The 14,668-nt window shown below is 65.2% G+C and carries 12 protein-coding genes; 7 read left to right on the forward strand and 5 right to left on the reverse strand.

What is annotated here, in order from left to right; genetic code table 11:
• Positions 1-417 (forward strand): PEP-CTERM sorting domain-containing protein (locus CBW50_RS17525; protein WP_139842560.1); only part of this gene is annotated, 417 nt, incomplete at its 5' end.
• A gap of 324 nt (positions 418-741) precedes the next feature.
• Here the strand turns inward: CBW50_RS17525 and rmuC are convergent.
• Complete coding sequence (gene rmuC, locus CBW50_RS17530) at positions 742-2,127, reverse strand: DNA recombination protein RmuC (protein ID WP_086146749.1); 1,386 nt, start codon at positions 2,125-2,127, stop codon at positions 742-744.
• A gap of 5 nt (positions 2,128-2,132) precedes the next feature.
• A complete protein-coding gene (locus CBW50_RS17535) occupies positions 2,133-2,528 on the reverse strand; it encodes a group II truncated hemoglobin (protein WP_034785429.1) in 396 nt (131 codons plus the stop codon).
• A 132-nt stretch (positions 2,529-2,660) separates the two neighbouring features.
• Here CBW50_RS17535 and CBW50_RS17540 point away from each other — a divergent pair, with 132 nt between their 5' ends.
• From CBW50_RS17540 to CBW50_RS17550, 3 genes are read left to right on the forward strand one after another with little or no spacing between them, the layout of a single operon-like run.
• The gene (locus CBW50_RS17540) at positions 2,661-3,926 is read left to right on the forward strand and encodes an MFS transporter (RefSeq protein WP_086146816.1); all 1,266 of its coding nucleotides are present in this window, start codon (positions 2,661-2,663) and stop codon (positions 3,924-3,926) included.
• Positions 3,927-3,938: 12 nt separating this feature from the next.
• Complete coding sequence (locus CBW50_RS17545; RefSeq protein ID WP_086146750.1) at positions 3,939-4,286, forward strand: GIY-YIG nuclease family protein; 348 nt, start codon at positions 3,939-3,941, stop codon at positions 4,284-4,286.
• Between the two features lie 57 nt (positions 4,287-4,343).
• Positions 4,344-4,811: a MarR family winged helix-turn-helix transcriptional regulator gene (locus CBW50_RS17550; protein WP_086146751.1), complete on the forward strand. Its 468-nt coding sequence runs from the start codon at positions 4,344-4,346 to the stop codon at positions 4,809-4,811.
• A 10-nt stretch (positions 4,812-4,821) separates the two neighbouring features.
• Here CBW50_RS17550 and cqsA read toward each other — a convergent pair whose 3' ends face one another.
• Complete coding sequence (gene cqsA, locus CBW50_RS17555; RefSeq protein ID WP_086146752.1) at positions 4,822-6,066, reverse strand: alpha-hydroxyketone-type quorum-sensing autoinducer synthase; 1,245 nt, start codon at positions 6,064-6,066, stop codon at positions 4,822-4,824.
• A 164-nt stretch (positions 6,067-6,230) separates the two neighbouring features.
• On the opposite strand from cqsA, the gene CBW50_RS17560 reads away from it, so the two are divergent.
• Positions 6,231-7,538 (forward strand): HAMP domain-containing sensor histidine kinase, encoded by a 1,308-nt coding sequence (locus CBW50_RS17560; protein ID WP_086146753.1) that lies wholly within the window; start codon positions 6,231-6,233, stop codon positions 7,536-7,538.
• A gap of 3 nt (positions 7,539-7,541) precedes the next feature.
• Positions 7,542-8,549: a response regulator gene (locus CBW50_RS17565; protein ID WP_086146754.1), complete on the forward strand. Its 1,008-nt coding sequence runs from the start codon at positions 7,542-7,544 to the stop codon at positions 8,547-8,549.
• An 8-nt stretch (positions 8,550-8,557) separates the two neighbouring features.
• Here the strand turns inward: CBW50_RS17565 and CBW50_RS17570 are convergent, their stop codons facing one another.
• Together CBW50_RS17570 and CBW50_RS17575 are read right to left on the reverse strand one after the other, a co-directional pair.
• A complete protein-coding gene (locus CBW50_RS17570; RefSeq protein WP_086146755.1) occupies positions 8,558-11,089 on the reverse strand; it encodes an ABC transporter permease in 2,532 nt (843 codons plus the stop codon).
• Positions 11,090-11,117: 28 nt separating this feature from the next.
• On the reverse strand, positions 11,118-12,149 hold the full coding sequence (locus CBW50_RS17575; protein ID WP_086146817.1) for an adenosine deaminase: 1,032 nt from the start codon (positions 12,147-12,149) through the stop codon (positions 11,118-11,120).
• A gap of 568 nt (positions 12,150-12,717) precedes the next feature.
• On the opposite strand from CBW50_RS17575, the gene CBW50_RS17580 reads away from it, so the two are divergent.
• Entirely contained in the window at positions 12,718-14,640 is a 1,923-nt protein-coding gene (locus tag CBW50_RS17580) for a PrkA family serine protein kinase (RefSeq protein ID WP_086146756.1), read from the forward strand.
• Positions 14,641-14,668: the final 28 nt, after the last annotated feature.

Genomic DNA, 14,668 nt, shown 5'->3' on the forward strand with positions numbered 1-14,668 from the left:
GGCGCCGCACCCGGCGCTGCAGCACCCGTTGCCGCCGCGCCCGCCGCCGCGGAAACGGCAGGCGTGCCCCTGATCGACCATCCCGACGCCTTGCGCGGCGGCTCGTTCACGGGCGACGCCATGCCGCCCGAAGTGGCCGGCATTCCTTTCCTGCCCTTCGATTACCTGCGCACCGTCGGCGGCATCTCGCCGCCGGCCGGCACGGGCGGCAGCGGCGGCGCTGGCGGCTTGCCGCCCGGTTCGGCGGGCAGCAGCATCATCGTGCCGCCCACCGTGACCCTGCCCACCTTGCCGCCCACCGGCCCGAATGTCTTGCCGGCCGTGCCGGAACCGGACACCTGGGCCATGCTGCTGGCGGGACTGGCGCTGACGGCCTTCGGCGCCAGCAAACACCGTGCCGGCAAGCATGCCGCCTGAGGCCTGGCCACCTCGATACCGTCAATGCCCTGGCCGCCAGCCAGCCTTTGTGTCCTGCGCCGGGCACGGCGCCGCGCCTGGCGGCGGAGTTGATGAATCTGGTGAAAAACGTGCGGATCGCCGCTGCCGTGCAGCGCGGGCAAGGGCAGGCCGCCGAGGCCGAGGCCCGGTGCGCCGCCGTGCTGGCCGGCCTGGCGCATGACGCCATGCGCGCCGGCGCGGCGCAGGCTCGATGCGCCCGGCAGCATCACCGCTGCAATCGTCAAGCGCCAGATGGACGAGGAAGCACAGGCCTAGCCGGCCGCGACGGCGAACATGACGTGCCTATTCGCCGTCCGCCTCGGCGGACAGCCCCGCATCGGCCGCGCCCAGCAGCAAGGCGGCCGCCTCGCCGGGCAAGGCTTCCACGGATTTGAGCTTGCGCGCCATCTGCCGGCTGCGCACTTCCGCGCTTTCGATATTCTTCGCCGCCCGCTCCAGGGTCAGCTTGGTTTGCGCCAGCACGTCGCCGAACTTGCCGAATTCCGTCTTGACGGCGCCCAGCACCTGCCACACTTCGGACGAGCGCTTTTCCAGCGCCAGGGTGCGAAAACCCATCTGCAGGCTGTTGAGCAAGGCTGTCAGGGTGGACGGTCCGGCGATGCTGACCCGGTGCACGCGCTGCAATTCGTCGGCCAGGCCCGGCCGGCGCAGCACTTCCGCATATAAACCTTCCGTGGGCAGGAAGAGGATGGCAAAGTCGGTGGTCTGCGGCGGCGCCAGGTATTTCTCGGCGATGGTCTTCGCCTCGCCCCGCACGGCCCGTTCCAGCTCGCGTCCGGCCTGGGCCACGCCGTCGGCGTCGGCCCGCTCGGCCGCCTCGACCAGGCGCTCGTACTGTTCTTTCGGGAATTTCGCGTCGATCGGCATCCACACGGGCGCGCCGCCTTCGACCATGCCCGGCAGCTTCAGGGCGAACTCCACGCGCGCGCCGGTCCCAGGCACCGTTTCCACGTTCTTCGCATACTGGTCGACAGTGAGTACCTGCTCCAGCAGCATTTCCAGCTGCACTTCGCCCCACGTGCCCCGCGTCTTGACGTTGGTGAGCACCCGCTTCAAATCGCCCACGCCCAGCGCCAGCTGCTGCATCTCGCCGAGGCCCTGGTGGACTTTTTCGAGCCGCTCCGACACTTGCTGGAACGAGGCGGAAAGGCGCGTTTCCAGCGTCGCGTGCAGCTTTTCATCGACCGTCTTGCGCATTTCTTCCAGGCGCGCGCCATTGTCGGCCTGCAAGTCGCGGATCTTGTTTTCCAGCGTGGCGCGCACTTCCAGCATGCGCTGGGCATTCGATTCCGTCAGCTGGGACAAGGTTTGATTCGTGCTGTCGGCAAAGCGCGCCAGGCTTTGCGCCTGTTCCTCGCGCCCCACTTTCCCCTGCGCCTGCATCTGCGTGCGCAGGCTGTCGAGCTGCTGCAGGGTTGCCGCCTGGAATTGCGCCAGGCCGGCCGCCAGGTCTTGCCGCGTGGCCTGCGCCGACGCCTGCAATTGCAGCCGCACTTCGCGCTCGACCCGGTCGATGCGTTCCAGGCTTTGCTGCTGGTGCTGCTGCACCAGCGCCAGCGTGGTGGCGCCATCGCCGGCCGCGCCACGGGGGCGCAGCAGCAGCAAGAGCAACAGGACGATGGCGGCGATGGCGGCGCCCAGCAGGCTGTAGAACTCGATAGGGCTCATGGGTATCAGTCCGGTTTGTTGCGCATCCAGTCGGCCGTCTGGTAGAACGATTCCATCAGGCGCACGCGCAGGGATTCTTCGATGCCCGTGTCTTCCATGGCCCAGGCCATGGCCCGCAGCCACTGGTCGCGCTCGCTGGTGCCGATGGCGTAGGGCAAATGACGGGCGCGCAGGCGCGGGTGGCCGAATTTCTCAATATACAAATCCGGCCCGCCCATCCAGCCCGTGAGGAAGAAATACAGCTTGTCGCGCGAACCGTCCGTCGAGGGCGGATGCATGACGCGGATGCCGGCGAACTCGGCTTCGAGCTCCATCAGATCATAAAAACGGTCGACCATCTCGCGCAGCACGGGGGCGCCGCCGATGGTCTCGTACAGGGTGGGGGCAGTGGTATCGGTCATGGCCGCCATGATAGCGCAAGCGCCGGCGCGCCATGCGGCACTGGCACTCCCTGCCACAATAAATGGCAATATACTTGACCACTCAAGCTTTTATCAACTACCATGCAATTTTTAAACACGGAAAAGACCAATATGCCAAGCGCCACAGACACCGATTTGCTGAGCAATACCAACTTCCGCTGGCTGCTGGGCGGCGGCCTCGTTTCCATGCTGGGCGACCAGTTCAGCCTGCTGGCCCTGCCCTGGCTCGTGCTCAGCCTGACGGGCGATAGCCTCAGCCTGGGCATCGCCGTCGCCCTGATGGGCGCGCCGCGCGCCGTACTCATCTTGCTCGGCGGCACCATCGCCGACCGTTACTCGCCCGGCCGCGTGATGCTGCTGAGCAAATATGCGAACGCCGCCATCCTGCTGCTGCTGGCGGGACTGCTGATGCTGGACCACGCCAGCCTGGCGCTCGCGTATGCGGCCGCGCTGGCACTGGGCATCGCATCCGCCTTCGGCATCCCGGCCGGCACAGCCATCCTGCCGCAAGCCGTGCCAGCATCATCGTTGCAGAAAGCCAATGGCTTGCAGATGGGTGTGCGCCAGTTGTCCCTGCTGGCCGGGCCGCTGCTGGCGGCGCTCGTGCTGGGCGCCCGCGATGGCGGGCAGCAAACCAGCATGACGGCGCTGGCCGCCGCCTTCGCCATCGATGCGCTGACGTTTGTGTTTTCCGCCTGGACCTTGCGCCAAGTCAAGCTGCGGCCCCGGGCAGCGGCCGCAGCGCAGGGCATGTGGCGCGACCTGGCGGCGGGCCTGGCCATGGTGTGGCGCGACCGTCCCTTGCGCAGCTGCTATGCGTACTGGGCGGTGGTGGCCTTCTTCGTCATGGGTCCGCTGCAAGTGGCCTTGCCCGTGCTGGCCAGCGAGCGCCTGCATGGCGCCCCGGCGCTCGGTTTGCTGATGGGCGCGCATGGCGCGGGCACCCTGGCCGGCATGCTGGCCTCCAGCCTGGGCGGCGCCTGGCTGCGCCGCCATTTCGGCGCCGTCCTGCTGGCCGCCGACGCTGTCGTGGCTTGCCTGCTGATGGCGCTGGGACAAATCAGCACGGCCTGGCACGGCGCGGCCCTGCTGGCCGTCACGGGCCTGCTGTCCGGTTACTTGCAGGTCGTCATCTTTACGTGGATACAGCGGCGCGTAGCGCCCGCCATGCTGGGCCGCGCGATGGCCTTGTTCATGGGTATCTTCCTGGGCCTGGCGCCCCTGTCGGCCGCGGCCACGGGCGCGCTGCTGCGCCACCTGAGCGTGGGCGAACTGTTTTGCGGCGGCGGCGCCCTGCTGCTGGCCGCCGCCGTGGCCGCCGCCCTGCTGACCGACATTCCCCGCATCGCGGGCAGCCCTTCCGTATCGTCACATTGAGAAAGTTCTACCATGGATAAAACACGACAAGCGGCCCTGAAAGCGGCTTACCGGCAACAGGCGCCCGCGCTGGGCATCATCGCGCTGTGCCACCTGCCCAGCGGGCGCACCCTGCTCGAACGCAGCCGCAACGCCCCTGGCGCGCTGAACCGCCACCGCTTCGAACTCACGCTGGGCACGCACCGCAACGCCCGCCTGCAGGCGGACTGGCGGCGCGACGGCGAAGCGGCCTTCCGCTGCGAGCTGCTCGACGCCGTCACGGTGCCCGACGATCCCGCCTTCGATGCGGATGCCGAGCTGGCCGCCCTGCTGGCGTTGCACCTGGAACAACTGCAGGAGCGGGGGCTGGCCCTGTATTGAGCCGCCATGCTTTACACTTGCGCACTCACGCACTGCGCAGCCAACATAAAGAAAACCATGACCGATAATACTTCCCCGCCGCCGGACGGCGCCAGCGCGCTGGATTTCTGCCTGCGCCTGGCGCGCGCCCAGGCGCTCATCGTGCGCCGCTTCGACAGCATCCTGGGCAATCTGCATGGCCTGAGCTTTGCCGACTATCAATTGCTGTACCACTTGCAGCGGGCGCCCGGCGGCCGCCTGCGCCGCATCGACCTGGCCGAACGCCTGGCGCTGACGGCGTCCGGCATCACGCGCTCGCTGATGCCGCTGGAAAAAATCGGCCTGGTGGCGCGCCAGGCCGATGCGCGCGATGCCCGCGTCGGCTACGCCGTCATCACCGGGGCAGGACAGGCGCTGCTGATCAATGCCGATGCGACGGCGCAGGCGCTGGGCCAGGAATTGCTGGGCAGCGCCAGCGCGCAACAGCTGGCGCCCCTGTCCCTGCTGCTGGCCGGCATCGCCGGCAGCCAGCCCGCCCACGGCTGACACACGCCACTTACACCAGCGCCAGCTTGCGCAGGCGCCGCGTCGATGGCCAGCGCGCCATGCCCGTCTCGTCGCGGATGGCGGCGCAGGCGGCCAGCACGCGGACGCACTCATCCTCGCGCAAGCCCGCATTCAGGGTCAGGCGCACCAGCGAACGGTTCTTCGGCGTGGCCGGCGCGCAGAAGACGGCGCCGTAGATGCCGTGCCGTTCCAGCGCCTTGCGCAGTGTCAAGGTATCGGGTTCGCTGCCCGCCTCCAGCGCGATGATCTGCTCGGTGCCGTCGCTGACGTTGTAGCCGAGATCCGTCAGCCCCTGGCGCAGCCGCACGCTGTGGCGGCGCAGGGCGGCGCGGCGGGCGTCGGCGGCGCGGATGAAGTCGAGCGCCGCGTCGAACCAGGCCAGCTCGTGTTCGAGCAGGCAGGAACTGAAGATGGCGGGCCGCGAGGCGGACAGGAAGTAGCCCTTGAAGCGGGCCGAACAGGTGATCAGCCCGGCCCGGCCCGCGAAGGCCTTGGCCAGCGAGGCCGTGCGGAAATGCACCCTGTCGGCCAGGCCCAGCTCCGCCACCAGCCCCGCGCCCTGCGGCCCGTGCGTGCCCAGCGAATGCGATTCGTCGACGATCAGCATGCTGCCGCTGCGCTCGGCGATCGCCACCATGTCCGACAGCGGCGCCACGCTGCCATTCGTGCTGTATAGCGCGTCGACGACGATGATGCCGGGGCCATGCTTGTCGAGCTGGCGCTGCAGGTGCGCGCCATCGTTATGCAGGAAGGCCACGGGCATGGCTTGCGCCGACTGCACCCCCTCCCACAGCGAAGCGTGCGCCTGCATGTCCAGGTAGACGGGCACGCCGGGCCCGGCCAGGCTTTGCAGCAAGCCCACGTTGGCGGCCCAGCCCGACTGGGCCAGCACGCACGCTTCGCTGCCGAGAAACGCCGCGAGTTTATGTTCTAGGCGGTGCTGGCGGCTGCCTTCCTGCAGGAACACGGACGACATCAGCATGGCGCCGCCGCCCTGCAGGACGCGCGCCTGGGCCGCCAGCAGCGCCGCCTCGCCAGCGATATTCAGGTAATCGTTACCCGCCAGCACGACTGCGCCGGCCGGCATGGCTTGCCATTCGTGCAAGTGCTCTCCGCCAAGCAGCTTTTCGATGCGCTCGACATAATGGTCATCCATGCGCGCGCACACGAAGGCGGGCAGCTGCCGTTCGGCGGGAATGACGGGGGATGGCAGGGGAAAAAGGGCGTTTGGCATGAGGGCTCCTGATTGGTTGCGGTGGGAACTACCGCGTCCAACATGCGCGAGCCATCCGGCAAGAGATTGATCCATCTCAACAGTTATGACGATATGCCTCTTTTATTGCGGGAACACGCCGATCATGTTGCATTGATACGCCTCAACGAATGTGTCCCCCTACCATGATGCACCTGCGGTCCGCCTCCGGAAAACGCTGGCAAGGCAAGCTGCTCCAGCCTTTCCTGCATTTCCACGACACCATCGAACACGCGCCGGTACGCCGCACCCAGGTGCGCACCCTGGCCGTCATCGGCGCCCTCGGCATGCCCCTGTATTACTGGCTGTGGCAGCATGTCTTCCCGCAGGAGTACGAGTCGCCGCTGCTGCGCGGCGTGGCGGCGCTGCTGTTCCTGCCCGCCCTGTGGCCGGGGCGCTTCAGCAATACCTGGTTCAGCGTCTATCTGTTCCTGGGGCTGACGTTCGAGCTGCCCTTCTTCTTCACGTATATGTTCCTGATGAACCACGCCTCGGTCCTGTGGGTGCATTCGCTGCTGGTGGCCCTGATCGTGCTGTTTCATTTCGACGCCCGCATCGCCATGCTGGCCTACCTGAGCGGCACCTTGCTGGCCTGCCTGGCCTTTGCCGTGCGCGGCGATCCGGCAGTCATGCTCAGCCGCGAAGTCTTGCAGCAGCTGCCCGTGCACTGGTTCACGATTGCCGTCCTGTCCGTCGTCAAGGTGGGGCGCCACGTGGGCGCGCAGGAAAAGCTGGCGGGCCTGGCGGCCGGCCTGGGCAGCGTGGCGCACGAATTGCGCACGCCGCTCGTCAGCGTCGAGGCGAATGTGCGCGGCCTGCAGCGCAGCGCCGCCGCCCTGCAAGCGGACGCGGCCAGCCAGGACGCACTGGCGCGTATCCAGTTCGAAGTGCGCCATATGCACCACATGATCGATCTGTTCCTGCTCAGCGCCAGCACCGTCAACCGCAAGCTGGAAGCGAACGAAACGGTGGCCATGCAGGACAGCGTCGCCACCATGCTGCGCCGCTATCCGTTCACCAGCGCGGCGCAGCGCGACCTGGTCAAGGTCGATGTGCGGGCCGACTTCACCTTTGACGGACAGTCCGAGCTGTGCGCGGCGATTTTGCTGAATTTGCTGCGCAATGCCCTGAAAGGCATCCAGCGGGCCGGCAAGGGCCGCGTGCGCATCATCGTCGACGGCGCGCGGCCCGTGCCGCGCCTGCTGTTCATCGACACGGGCTGCGGCATCGCAGCCAGCCGCCTGCCGCTGATCTTCGACCGCTTCTACTCCTATCCGGCGCACAACGGCAGCGGCATCGGCCTGGCCCTGTGCCTGCAGATCATGCAAGCCTGGCATGCGCGCATCCGCTGCGTGGCGCGCGAAAACGCCTATGCCATCTTCGTGCTGGAGTTTCCGCACCCCGTGTCCACGCCCAGGTCCAGCCGTTTTCCATCCATCCACCGCGCGAGGTGACGCATGCAACTGCCCGTCTACACCCATCCGACGCTGACCGTATTGATCGACGACAGTGATTCCTTCCTGAAAAGCCTGGCGTTCCAGCTCGATCCTGGCCTGGCGCGCAAGACTTTCCACGACACCAGCAGCGCCCTGCACTGGCTGCGCCACAGCACGCAGCTGGGCGAGACGCCGCTGCACGTCAATTTCGACACGCAGAACCTGCCGCCCGACCAGTGCAACGTGGCGCTCGACCTCGAACGCATCTGGCGCATCAGCGGCCAGGCGCAGCGCTTTGCCGTGCCCTCCGTGCTGGTGGTCGATTATTCGATGCCGCAGATGAACGGCCTGGAATTTTGCCAGGCCGTGCGCGACTTGCCATGCAAAAAGATCTTGTTCACGGGCGCGGCCGATGAAAAAGTGGCCGTGACGGCCTTCAACCGGGGCTTGATCGACCGCTACATCAAGAAGAGCGACGACGATGCGCTCGACATCCTGGAACAGGAAGTCCATGCCCTGCAGCGCGAATTCTTCCTGCAGCAATCGGACACCGTGCGCGACTTGCTGTTGCTGCACGACTATAGTTTCCTGCAAGACGAGGCCCTGGCCGCCGTCGTGCACGAGCTGTGCCGGCGCCACGGCTTCGTCGAATTCTATATTTTCCCGAATCCTTGCGGCATTCTGTTTTTCACGCGCGACGGCCAGGCCCGCCTGATGATCATCGAGACGGAGCGCAGCCTGCACACGCAGTACGAAATGGCGCGCGACAGCGACGCGCCCGATTCCCTGCTGCTGGCCCTGCTGGAAATGCGCGTGATCCCGTATTTTTCCGACGCCGACAGCGACGGCATGTATGCGGCCCACATCGGCGAAAACTGGTTCCGCTACTGCGCCGCGCCCACCATCTGCCTGGGCCGCGAAACGTATTTCTGGGCCCTGTTCGACGTGCCGCCCCACCAGCTGGGGCAGCCGGTCATGTCATACGCGCAATTTCTGCGGGCGCAGGCGGGCGACAGCGTGGGCGCGTAGTTGGCAAGCTAGCTTTCCCGCAGCGTTTGCAGCGGCGGATGCTTCAGGACATTGCGCAAGCCCAGCCAGCCGCCGGCAATCGCGCACAGGGCGCCGGCCAGCAGGCCGAAGGCCCACACGCCGGGCGCGAAACTCCAGGCGAACTTGAACTGGTAGGTGGCCAGCGCCCAGCCCATGGCCGCCGCGCCCGACGCGGCCAGCAGGCCGGCCAGCGCGCCGACGAGCGAAAACTCGATCAGCTGCGCCTGCGCCAGCTGGCGCCGCGTGGCGCCCAGCGCGCGCAGCAGGCCCGCTTCGCGCGTGCGCTCGTCCTGCGAGCCCATCAGTGCCGCATACAGCACCAGCAAGCCCGAGGCCAGGGTGAAGGCGAAGAGGAATTCGACGGCCGTCACCACCTGGTCCAGCACGCCCTGGATTTGCTTGAGCACCCCGCCCACGTCGACCACCGTCAGGTTCGGATACTCGCGCAGCAGGGCGTTGCCCAGGTCCGCCTGCGCGGCAGGCAGGTGGAAGGCCGTGATCCATGTTTGCGGCGTGTCCGCCATGGCGGCCGGGTTGAGGATGACAAAGAAATTGACGCGCATCGAACCCCATTCCAGCTTGCGCAAGCTGGTAATGGCCGCTTCCACGGGCTGACCGGCGATGTCGAAGCGCAACTTGTCGCCCAGTTTCAGCTTCAGGGTTTTGGCGATGCCCTCTTCCACCGACGCTTCAAACGGCGCGCCGGGCTTGTCGCTGAACCATTTGCCCGCGACGAGCTTGTTTTCTTCCTGCATGGCGGCCATCGTCGAGAGGTTGAATTCGCGGTCGGCCAGGCCCTTGGCGCGGTCGTCCTCGTAGGTGGCATCCGTGATGGCCTTGCCGTTCACGGCCACCAGGCGCCCGCGTATCATCGGATACAGGGGCGCATTGGCCACGCCCGCCCGGGCCAGACGCGCGGCGATCGGGTCTTTCTGCTCGGGCAGGATATTGATCATGAAACGGTTCGGCGCGTCGGGCGGCGTGGCGTTGCGCCAGGCCACCATCAGGTCGCCCCGCACCACCGTCAGCAGCAGCAAGGCCATCAGGCCCAGGGCCAGCGACACCACCTGGATGACGGTGGCGCCCGGACGGCGCTGCAGGGATGTGACGGCGAAGCGCCAGCCCTGGTGCCGGAACAGGCCGCGCAGGGTTTTCAGCGAGCGGATGCCCAGCCAGCCGGCCAGGGCGAACAGCGCGAAGCCGCCGAGGAAGCCGGCCGCCGTCAGCAAGGCCAGCTTGACGTCGCCCGCCTGCCACAGCAGCAGCACGACGAAGGCGGCGATGCCCAGGCCGTAGGTCGCCAGGGCCAGCGCCCGCGGCGGCTCCTGTTCGCGGCGGATCACGCGGTTATGGGGAACATTGCGCAACTGCAAAATCGGCGGCAGGGCGAAGCCCAGCAGCAGCAACATGCCGGTGGCCACGCCCTGCAGCGCGGGCAGCACGGAGACGGGCGGCAAGTCGCTCTGCACCAGCTTGCCCAGCAGCTCCAGCAGCACCAGGTGGCCGCCGAAGCCCACCATCACGCCGATCAGGCTGCCCGCCAGGCCCACGCACAGAAATTCGATCACGTACATGGCCGTGACCTGGTTCTGCGTCAGGCCCAGGCAGCGCAGCATGGCGCAGGCGTCGAGGTGGCGCAGCATGAAGCGGCGCGCAGCCATGGCCACGGCGACGGCGGCCAGCATGGCCGACAGCAGGCCGACGAGCGACAGGAAACGGTCGGCGCGGTCCAGGGTCGACTGCATCTGCGGGCTGCCCGATTCCAGCGATTCGATGCGCACGCCTTTTATTGACTGCGCCTTGATCTGGCTTTCCAGCCAGGCTTGATATTGCGCAAGCTCGGCCGCCTTGGCGGGCGGCGCCGACAGCAGCAGCCGGTACGACACGCGCGAGCCGTTCTGCACCAGCGCCGTGGCGGCAAGATCACTCAAGGGCAGCATCACGCGCGGGGCAAAATTGAGGAAGGACGCGCCGCGGTCCGGTTCGCTGGCGATCAGCTGCGTGACGGTAAATGCCTTGTCGCCCAGGGTCACGGTGTCGCCCAGCTTCGCGTTCAGGCTGGACAGGATCGCCGCATCGACCCACAGGGTGCCGGGCGCGGGCACCTGGTCGGTGGGCTGGCCCACCGCATCCTGCGCTTCGCTGAGATGAGTGGTGATTTTCAGCTTGCCGCGCTGCGGGTAGCCGGGCGAGACGGCCTTGATGGACGCCAGCTGCGACGTCGACTGCTCGCCCTCGCCCGCCTGCGCCATGCTGGGAAAGGTCACCGTGTCGGCCAGGATAAAGCCGCGCTTCTGCGCTTCGGCGCGCCAGGCCGCATTGACGGGCTGGTCGGCGTTGATGACAAGGTCGGCCCCCAGCAGCTGGTGCGCGTCGCGGTTCAGGCCAGTGCGCAGGCGGTCGACGAAGAAGCCCACGGCCGACAGGGCCGCCACGGCCACGATCAGCGCGACGAGGAGGAAACGCAGTTGCCCGGCGCGCCAGTCGCGCCCGGTCATTTTGAGGGAGAGGCGCAGCATGGGCGGCGGGTCTTTATGCAAGAGTCAGTTATTGCGCCGCGCCGTGGGCGGCGGCGTGCTGCGCGAAATACGCATCGACGGTGGCAAGAAACGCGTCTTTCTGCGCCTGCGGCAGGAAGGCGGCGATGAAACCGTTGCGCGCCAGGCGCTGCGCGTGGGCCAGGCCCAGCGGCAAGGCGTCGAAGATGGCGTCGAAGTTGTCGTTCATGTAGCCGCCGAAATAGGCGGGATCGTCGGAGTTCACCGTCACCAGCAGGCCCGCGTCGAGCAGTTGCACCAGGTTATGGTCCTGCATCTGGTCGAACACGCGCAGCTTGGTGTTCGACAGGGGGCAGACGGTGAGCGCGATCTGTTCGCGCGCCAAACGGGCCGTCAGGTCCGCGTCTTCCAGGCAACGCACGCCATGGTCGATGCGTTCGACTTTTAAATCGTCGAGCGCCGTGCGGATGTAGGCCGGCGGGCCTTCCTCGCCCGCGTGGGCCACCAGATGCAGGCCCAGCTCGCGGCAGCGGGCAAACACGCGCGAGAATTTCTCGGGCGGGTTGCCCACTTCCGACGAGTCGAGGCCGATGCCGATGAACTTGTCGCGGTGCGGCAGCGCGTCTTCCAGCGTCTCGAACGCCTCTGCCTCGCTCAGGTGGCGCAGGAAGCACAGGATCAGGGCCGCGCTGACGGGGCTGTCCTGGCAGGCGCGGTGGATGCCGTTGATCACGTCGGCGATGGCCACGCCGCGCGCCGTGTGCGTTTGCGGGTCGAAGAAGATTTCCGTGTGCAAAACATTATCGGCTTCGGCGCGCTGCAGGTAGGCTTGCGTCATGTCATAGAAATCCTGCTCTTTCAAGAGCACGCTTGCGCCAGCGTAATAAATGTCGAGAAAAGACTGTAAATCTGTAAAAGCATAGGCGCTGCGCAAGTGTTCCACAGATTCATAGCCCAGAGGCACGCCATTACGCTCTGCCAGTGCGAAAATCAGTTCTGGCTCCAGCGAGCCTTCGATATGGATATGCAGTTCGGCTTTCGGCATGCCGCGGACGATCGCGCGCAATTGGGGGGGCATCATGGGGTTTCCTTCAACGGTGACGATAAAAATGCTGGCAGGCCCGCGCCAGGCGCGGCGCAAGGGCAACGCGCCGTGGCGGCCGCCATCAGACATGCAGGCATCTTAGCGCAAGATGGACGGCGCCACCGGCGCCGGGCCGCCTGGACGGCATCGGCACGGGCCAGCGAATTGTCGTATGATGATTAGACAGGTAGTGGAAAGTTCCTTTTCAAGCCGAATAAATTTGATGTTTTTTCCAATTAAATCAACAATTTACACACAAGTATTTAAGGATGATGACATATCTTTTGACTTCCTGATCCTTTAGAGCAATAATAAATTTCATGGGGTAATGGTAGGTGCAACAAGCGCTATCAACAGTGAAAAAAAGCCGGCTGGCCACGTCAGCACACGGCATCAAGCGCCAGTTTTTTGGTCCGGGCAATCCGGACTCGCAAAGACAGCCGGGCTTGAAACAACAATAAAAATCGATACGGGTACAGGAAAAGTTCAGACGGCAAGCCCAGGCGAGTGCCAGGCGGGCGGCCATGGTGACTGGCAGTTCAGGTTTACATTAAAGGACATTGACATGACCATTTTTGATAACTATGCAGCACGCTACGAGCGCACCCGCGAAGAGGAAATGTCGCTCACCGAATACCTGGCCCTGTGCAAGAAGGACAAGCTGACCTATGCCAGCGCCCCCGAACGCATGCTGGCCGCCATCGGCGAGCCGCAACTGGTCGACACGCGCAACGATACGCGTTTGTCGCGCATCTTCGCCAACAAGGTCATCAAGATCTACCCCGCCTTCCGCGATTTCTACGGCACCGAGGAAGTCATCGAGCAAGTCGTCTCGTATTTCCGCCACGCCGCGCAAGGCCTGGAAGAACGCAAGCAGATCCTGTATCTGCTGGGGCCTGTCGGCGGCGGCAAGTCGTCGATCGCGGAAAAGCTCAAGTCGCTGATGGAACATGTGCCTTTCTATTGCCTGAAGGGCTCGCCCGTCAACGAATCGCCGCTGGGCCTGTTCAACGAGGAAGAGGACGGCACCATCCTGGAAGAGGATTACGGCATCCCGCGCCGCTACCTGCGCAACATCCCCAGCCCCTGGGCCGTCAAGCGCCTGCATGAATACAATGGCGACATCAACCAGTTCCGCGTCGTCAAGCGCTACCCGTCCGTGCTGAAACAGATCGCCATCTCGAAAACGGAGCCGGGCGACGAAAACAACCAGGATATTTCCTCGCTGGTGGGCAAGGTCGACATCCGCAAGCTGGAAGACTACGCGCAGGACGACCCGGATGCCTACAGCTATTCGGGCGGCCTGTGCCTGGCCAACCAGGGCCTGATGGAATTCGTGGAAATGTTCAAGGCGCCCATCAAGGTGCTGCATCCGCTGCTGACGGCCACGCAGGAAGGCAATTACAAGGGCACGGAAGGCTTCGGCGCCATCCCGTTCGACGGCATCATCCTGGCCCACTCGAACGAGTCGGAATGGAAGACCTTCAAGAACAACCGCAACAACGAGGCGTTTCTTGACCGTATCTATATAGTCAAGGTGCCGTACTGCCTGCGCGTGTCCGACGAAATCAAGATCTACGACAAGCTGGTGGCCAATTCCTCGCTGGTGAAGGCCCCGTGCGCGCCCGGCACCCTGCGCATGATGGCGCAGTTCGCCATCCTGTCGCGCCTGAAAGACCCGGAAAACTCCAGCATTTTCTCGAAGATGCTCGTCTACGATGGCGAAAACCTCAAGGATACGGACCCGAAAGCCAAGTCCATGCACGAATACGTCGATTACGCGGGCGTGGACGAGGGCATGAACGGGCTGTCGACGCGCTTTGCCTTCAAGATCCTGTCAAAAGTGTTCAACTTTGACAATTCCGAAGTGGCTGCCAATCCCGTGCACTTATTATATGTACTGGAACAGCAGGTCGAGCGCGAACAGTTCGCGCCGGAACTCGAGCAGCGCTACTTCTCCTATATTAAAGAGCACCTGGCGCAGCGCTACGTGGAATTCATCGGCAAGGAAATCCAGACGGCTTACCTGGAAAGCTATTCCGAATACGGCCAGAACATTTTCGACCGCTACGTGACGTTCGCCGATTTCTGGATACAGGACCAGGAATACCGCGATCCGGACACGGGCGAAAGCTTTGATCGCGAATCGCTGAACAATGAGCTGGAAAAGATCGAGAAGCCGGCGGGCATTTCCAATCCGAAGGATTTCCGCAACGAAATCGTCAACTTCGGACTGCGCGCCCGGGCGTCGAACGGCGGCAAGAATCCCGCCTGGACCAGCTACGAGAAGTTCCGTACCGTGATCGAAAAGAAAATGTTCTCGAATACGGAGGAATTGCTGCCGGTGATTTCCTTCAATGCCAAGGCCAGCGCCGACGATGCCAACAAGCACGCCGACTTCGTCGCCCGCATGGTGGAAAAAGGCTATACGGCCAAGCAGGTACGCCTGTTATGCGAATGGTACTTGCGCGTACGCAAGTCATCCTAGCGCGGACAGCGGGCGCGCCCCGCCCGGA

Origin of the sequence: Janthinobacterium sp. GW458P, assembly GCF_002127585.1 — a bacterium.
Taxonomy (GTDB): Bacteria; Pseudomonadota; Gammaproteobacteria; order Burkholderiales; family Burkholderiaceae_D; genus Janthinobacterium.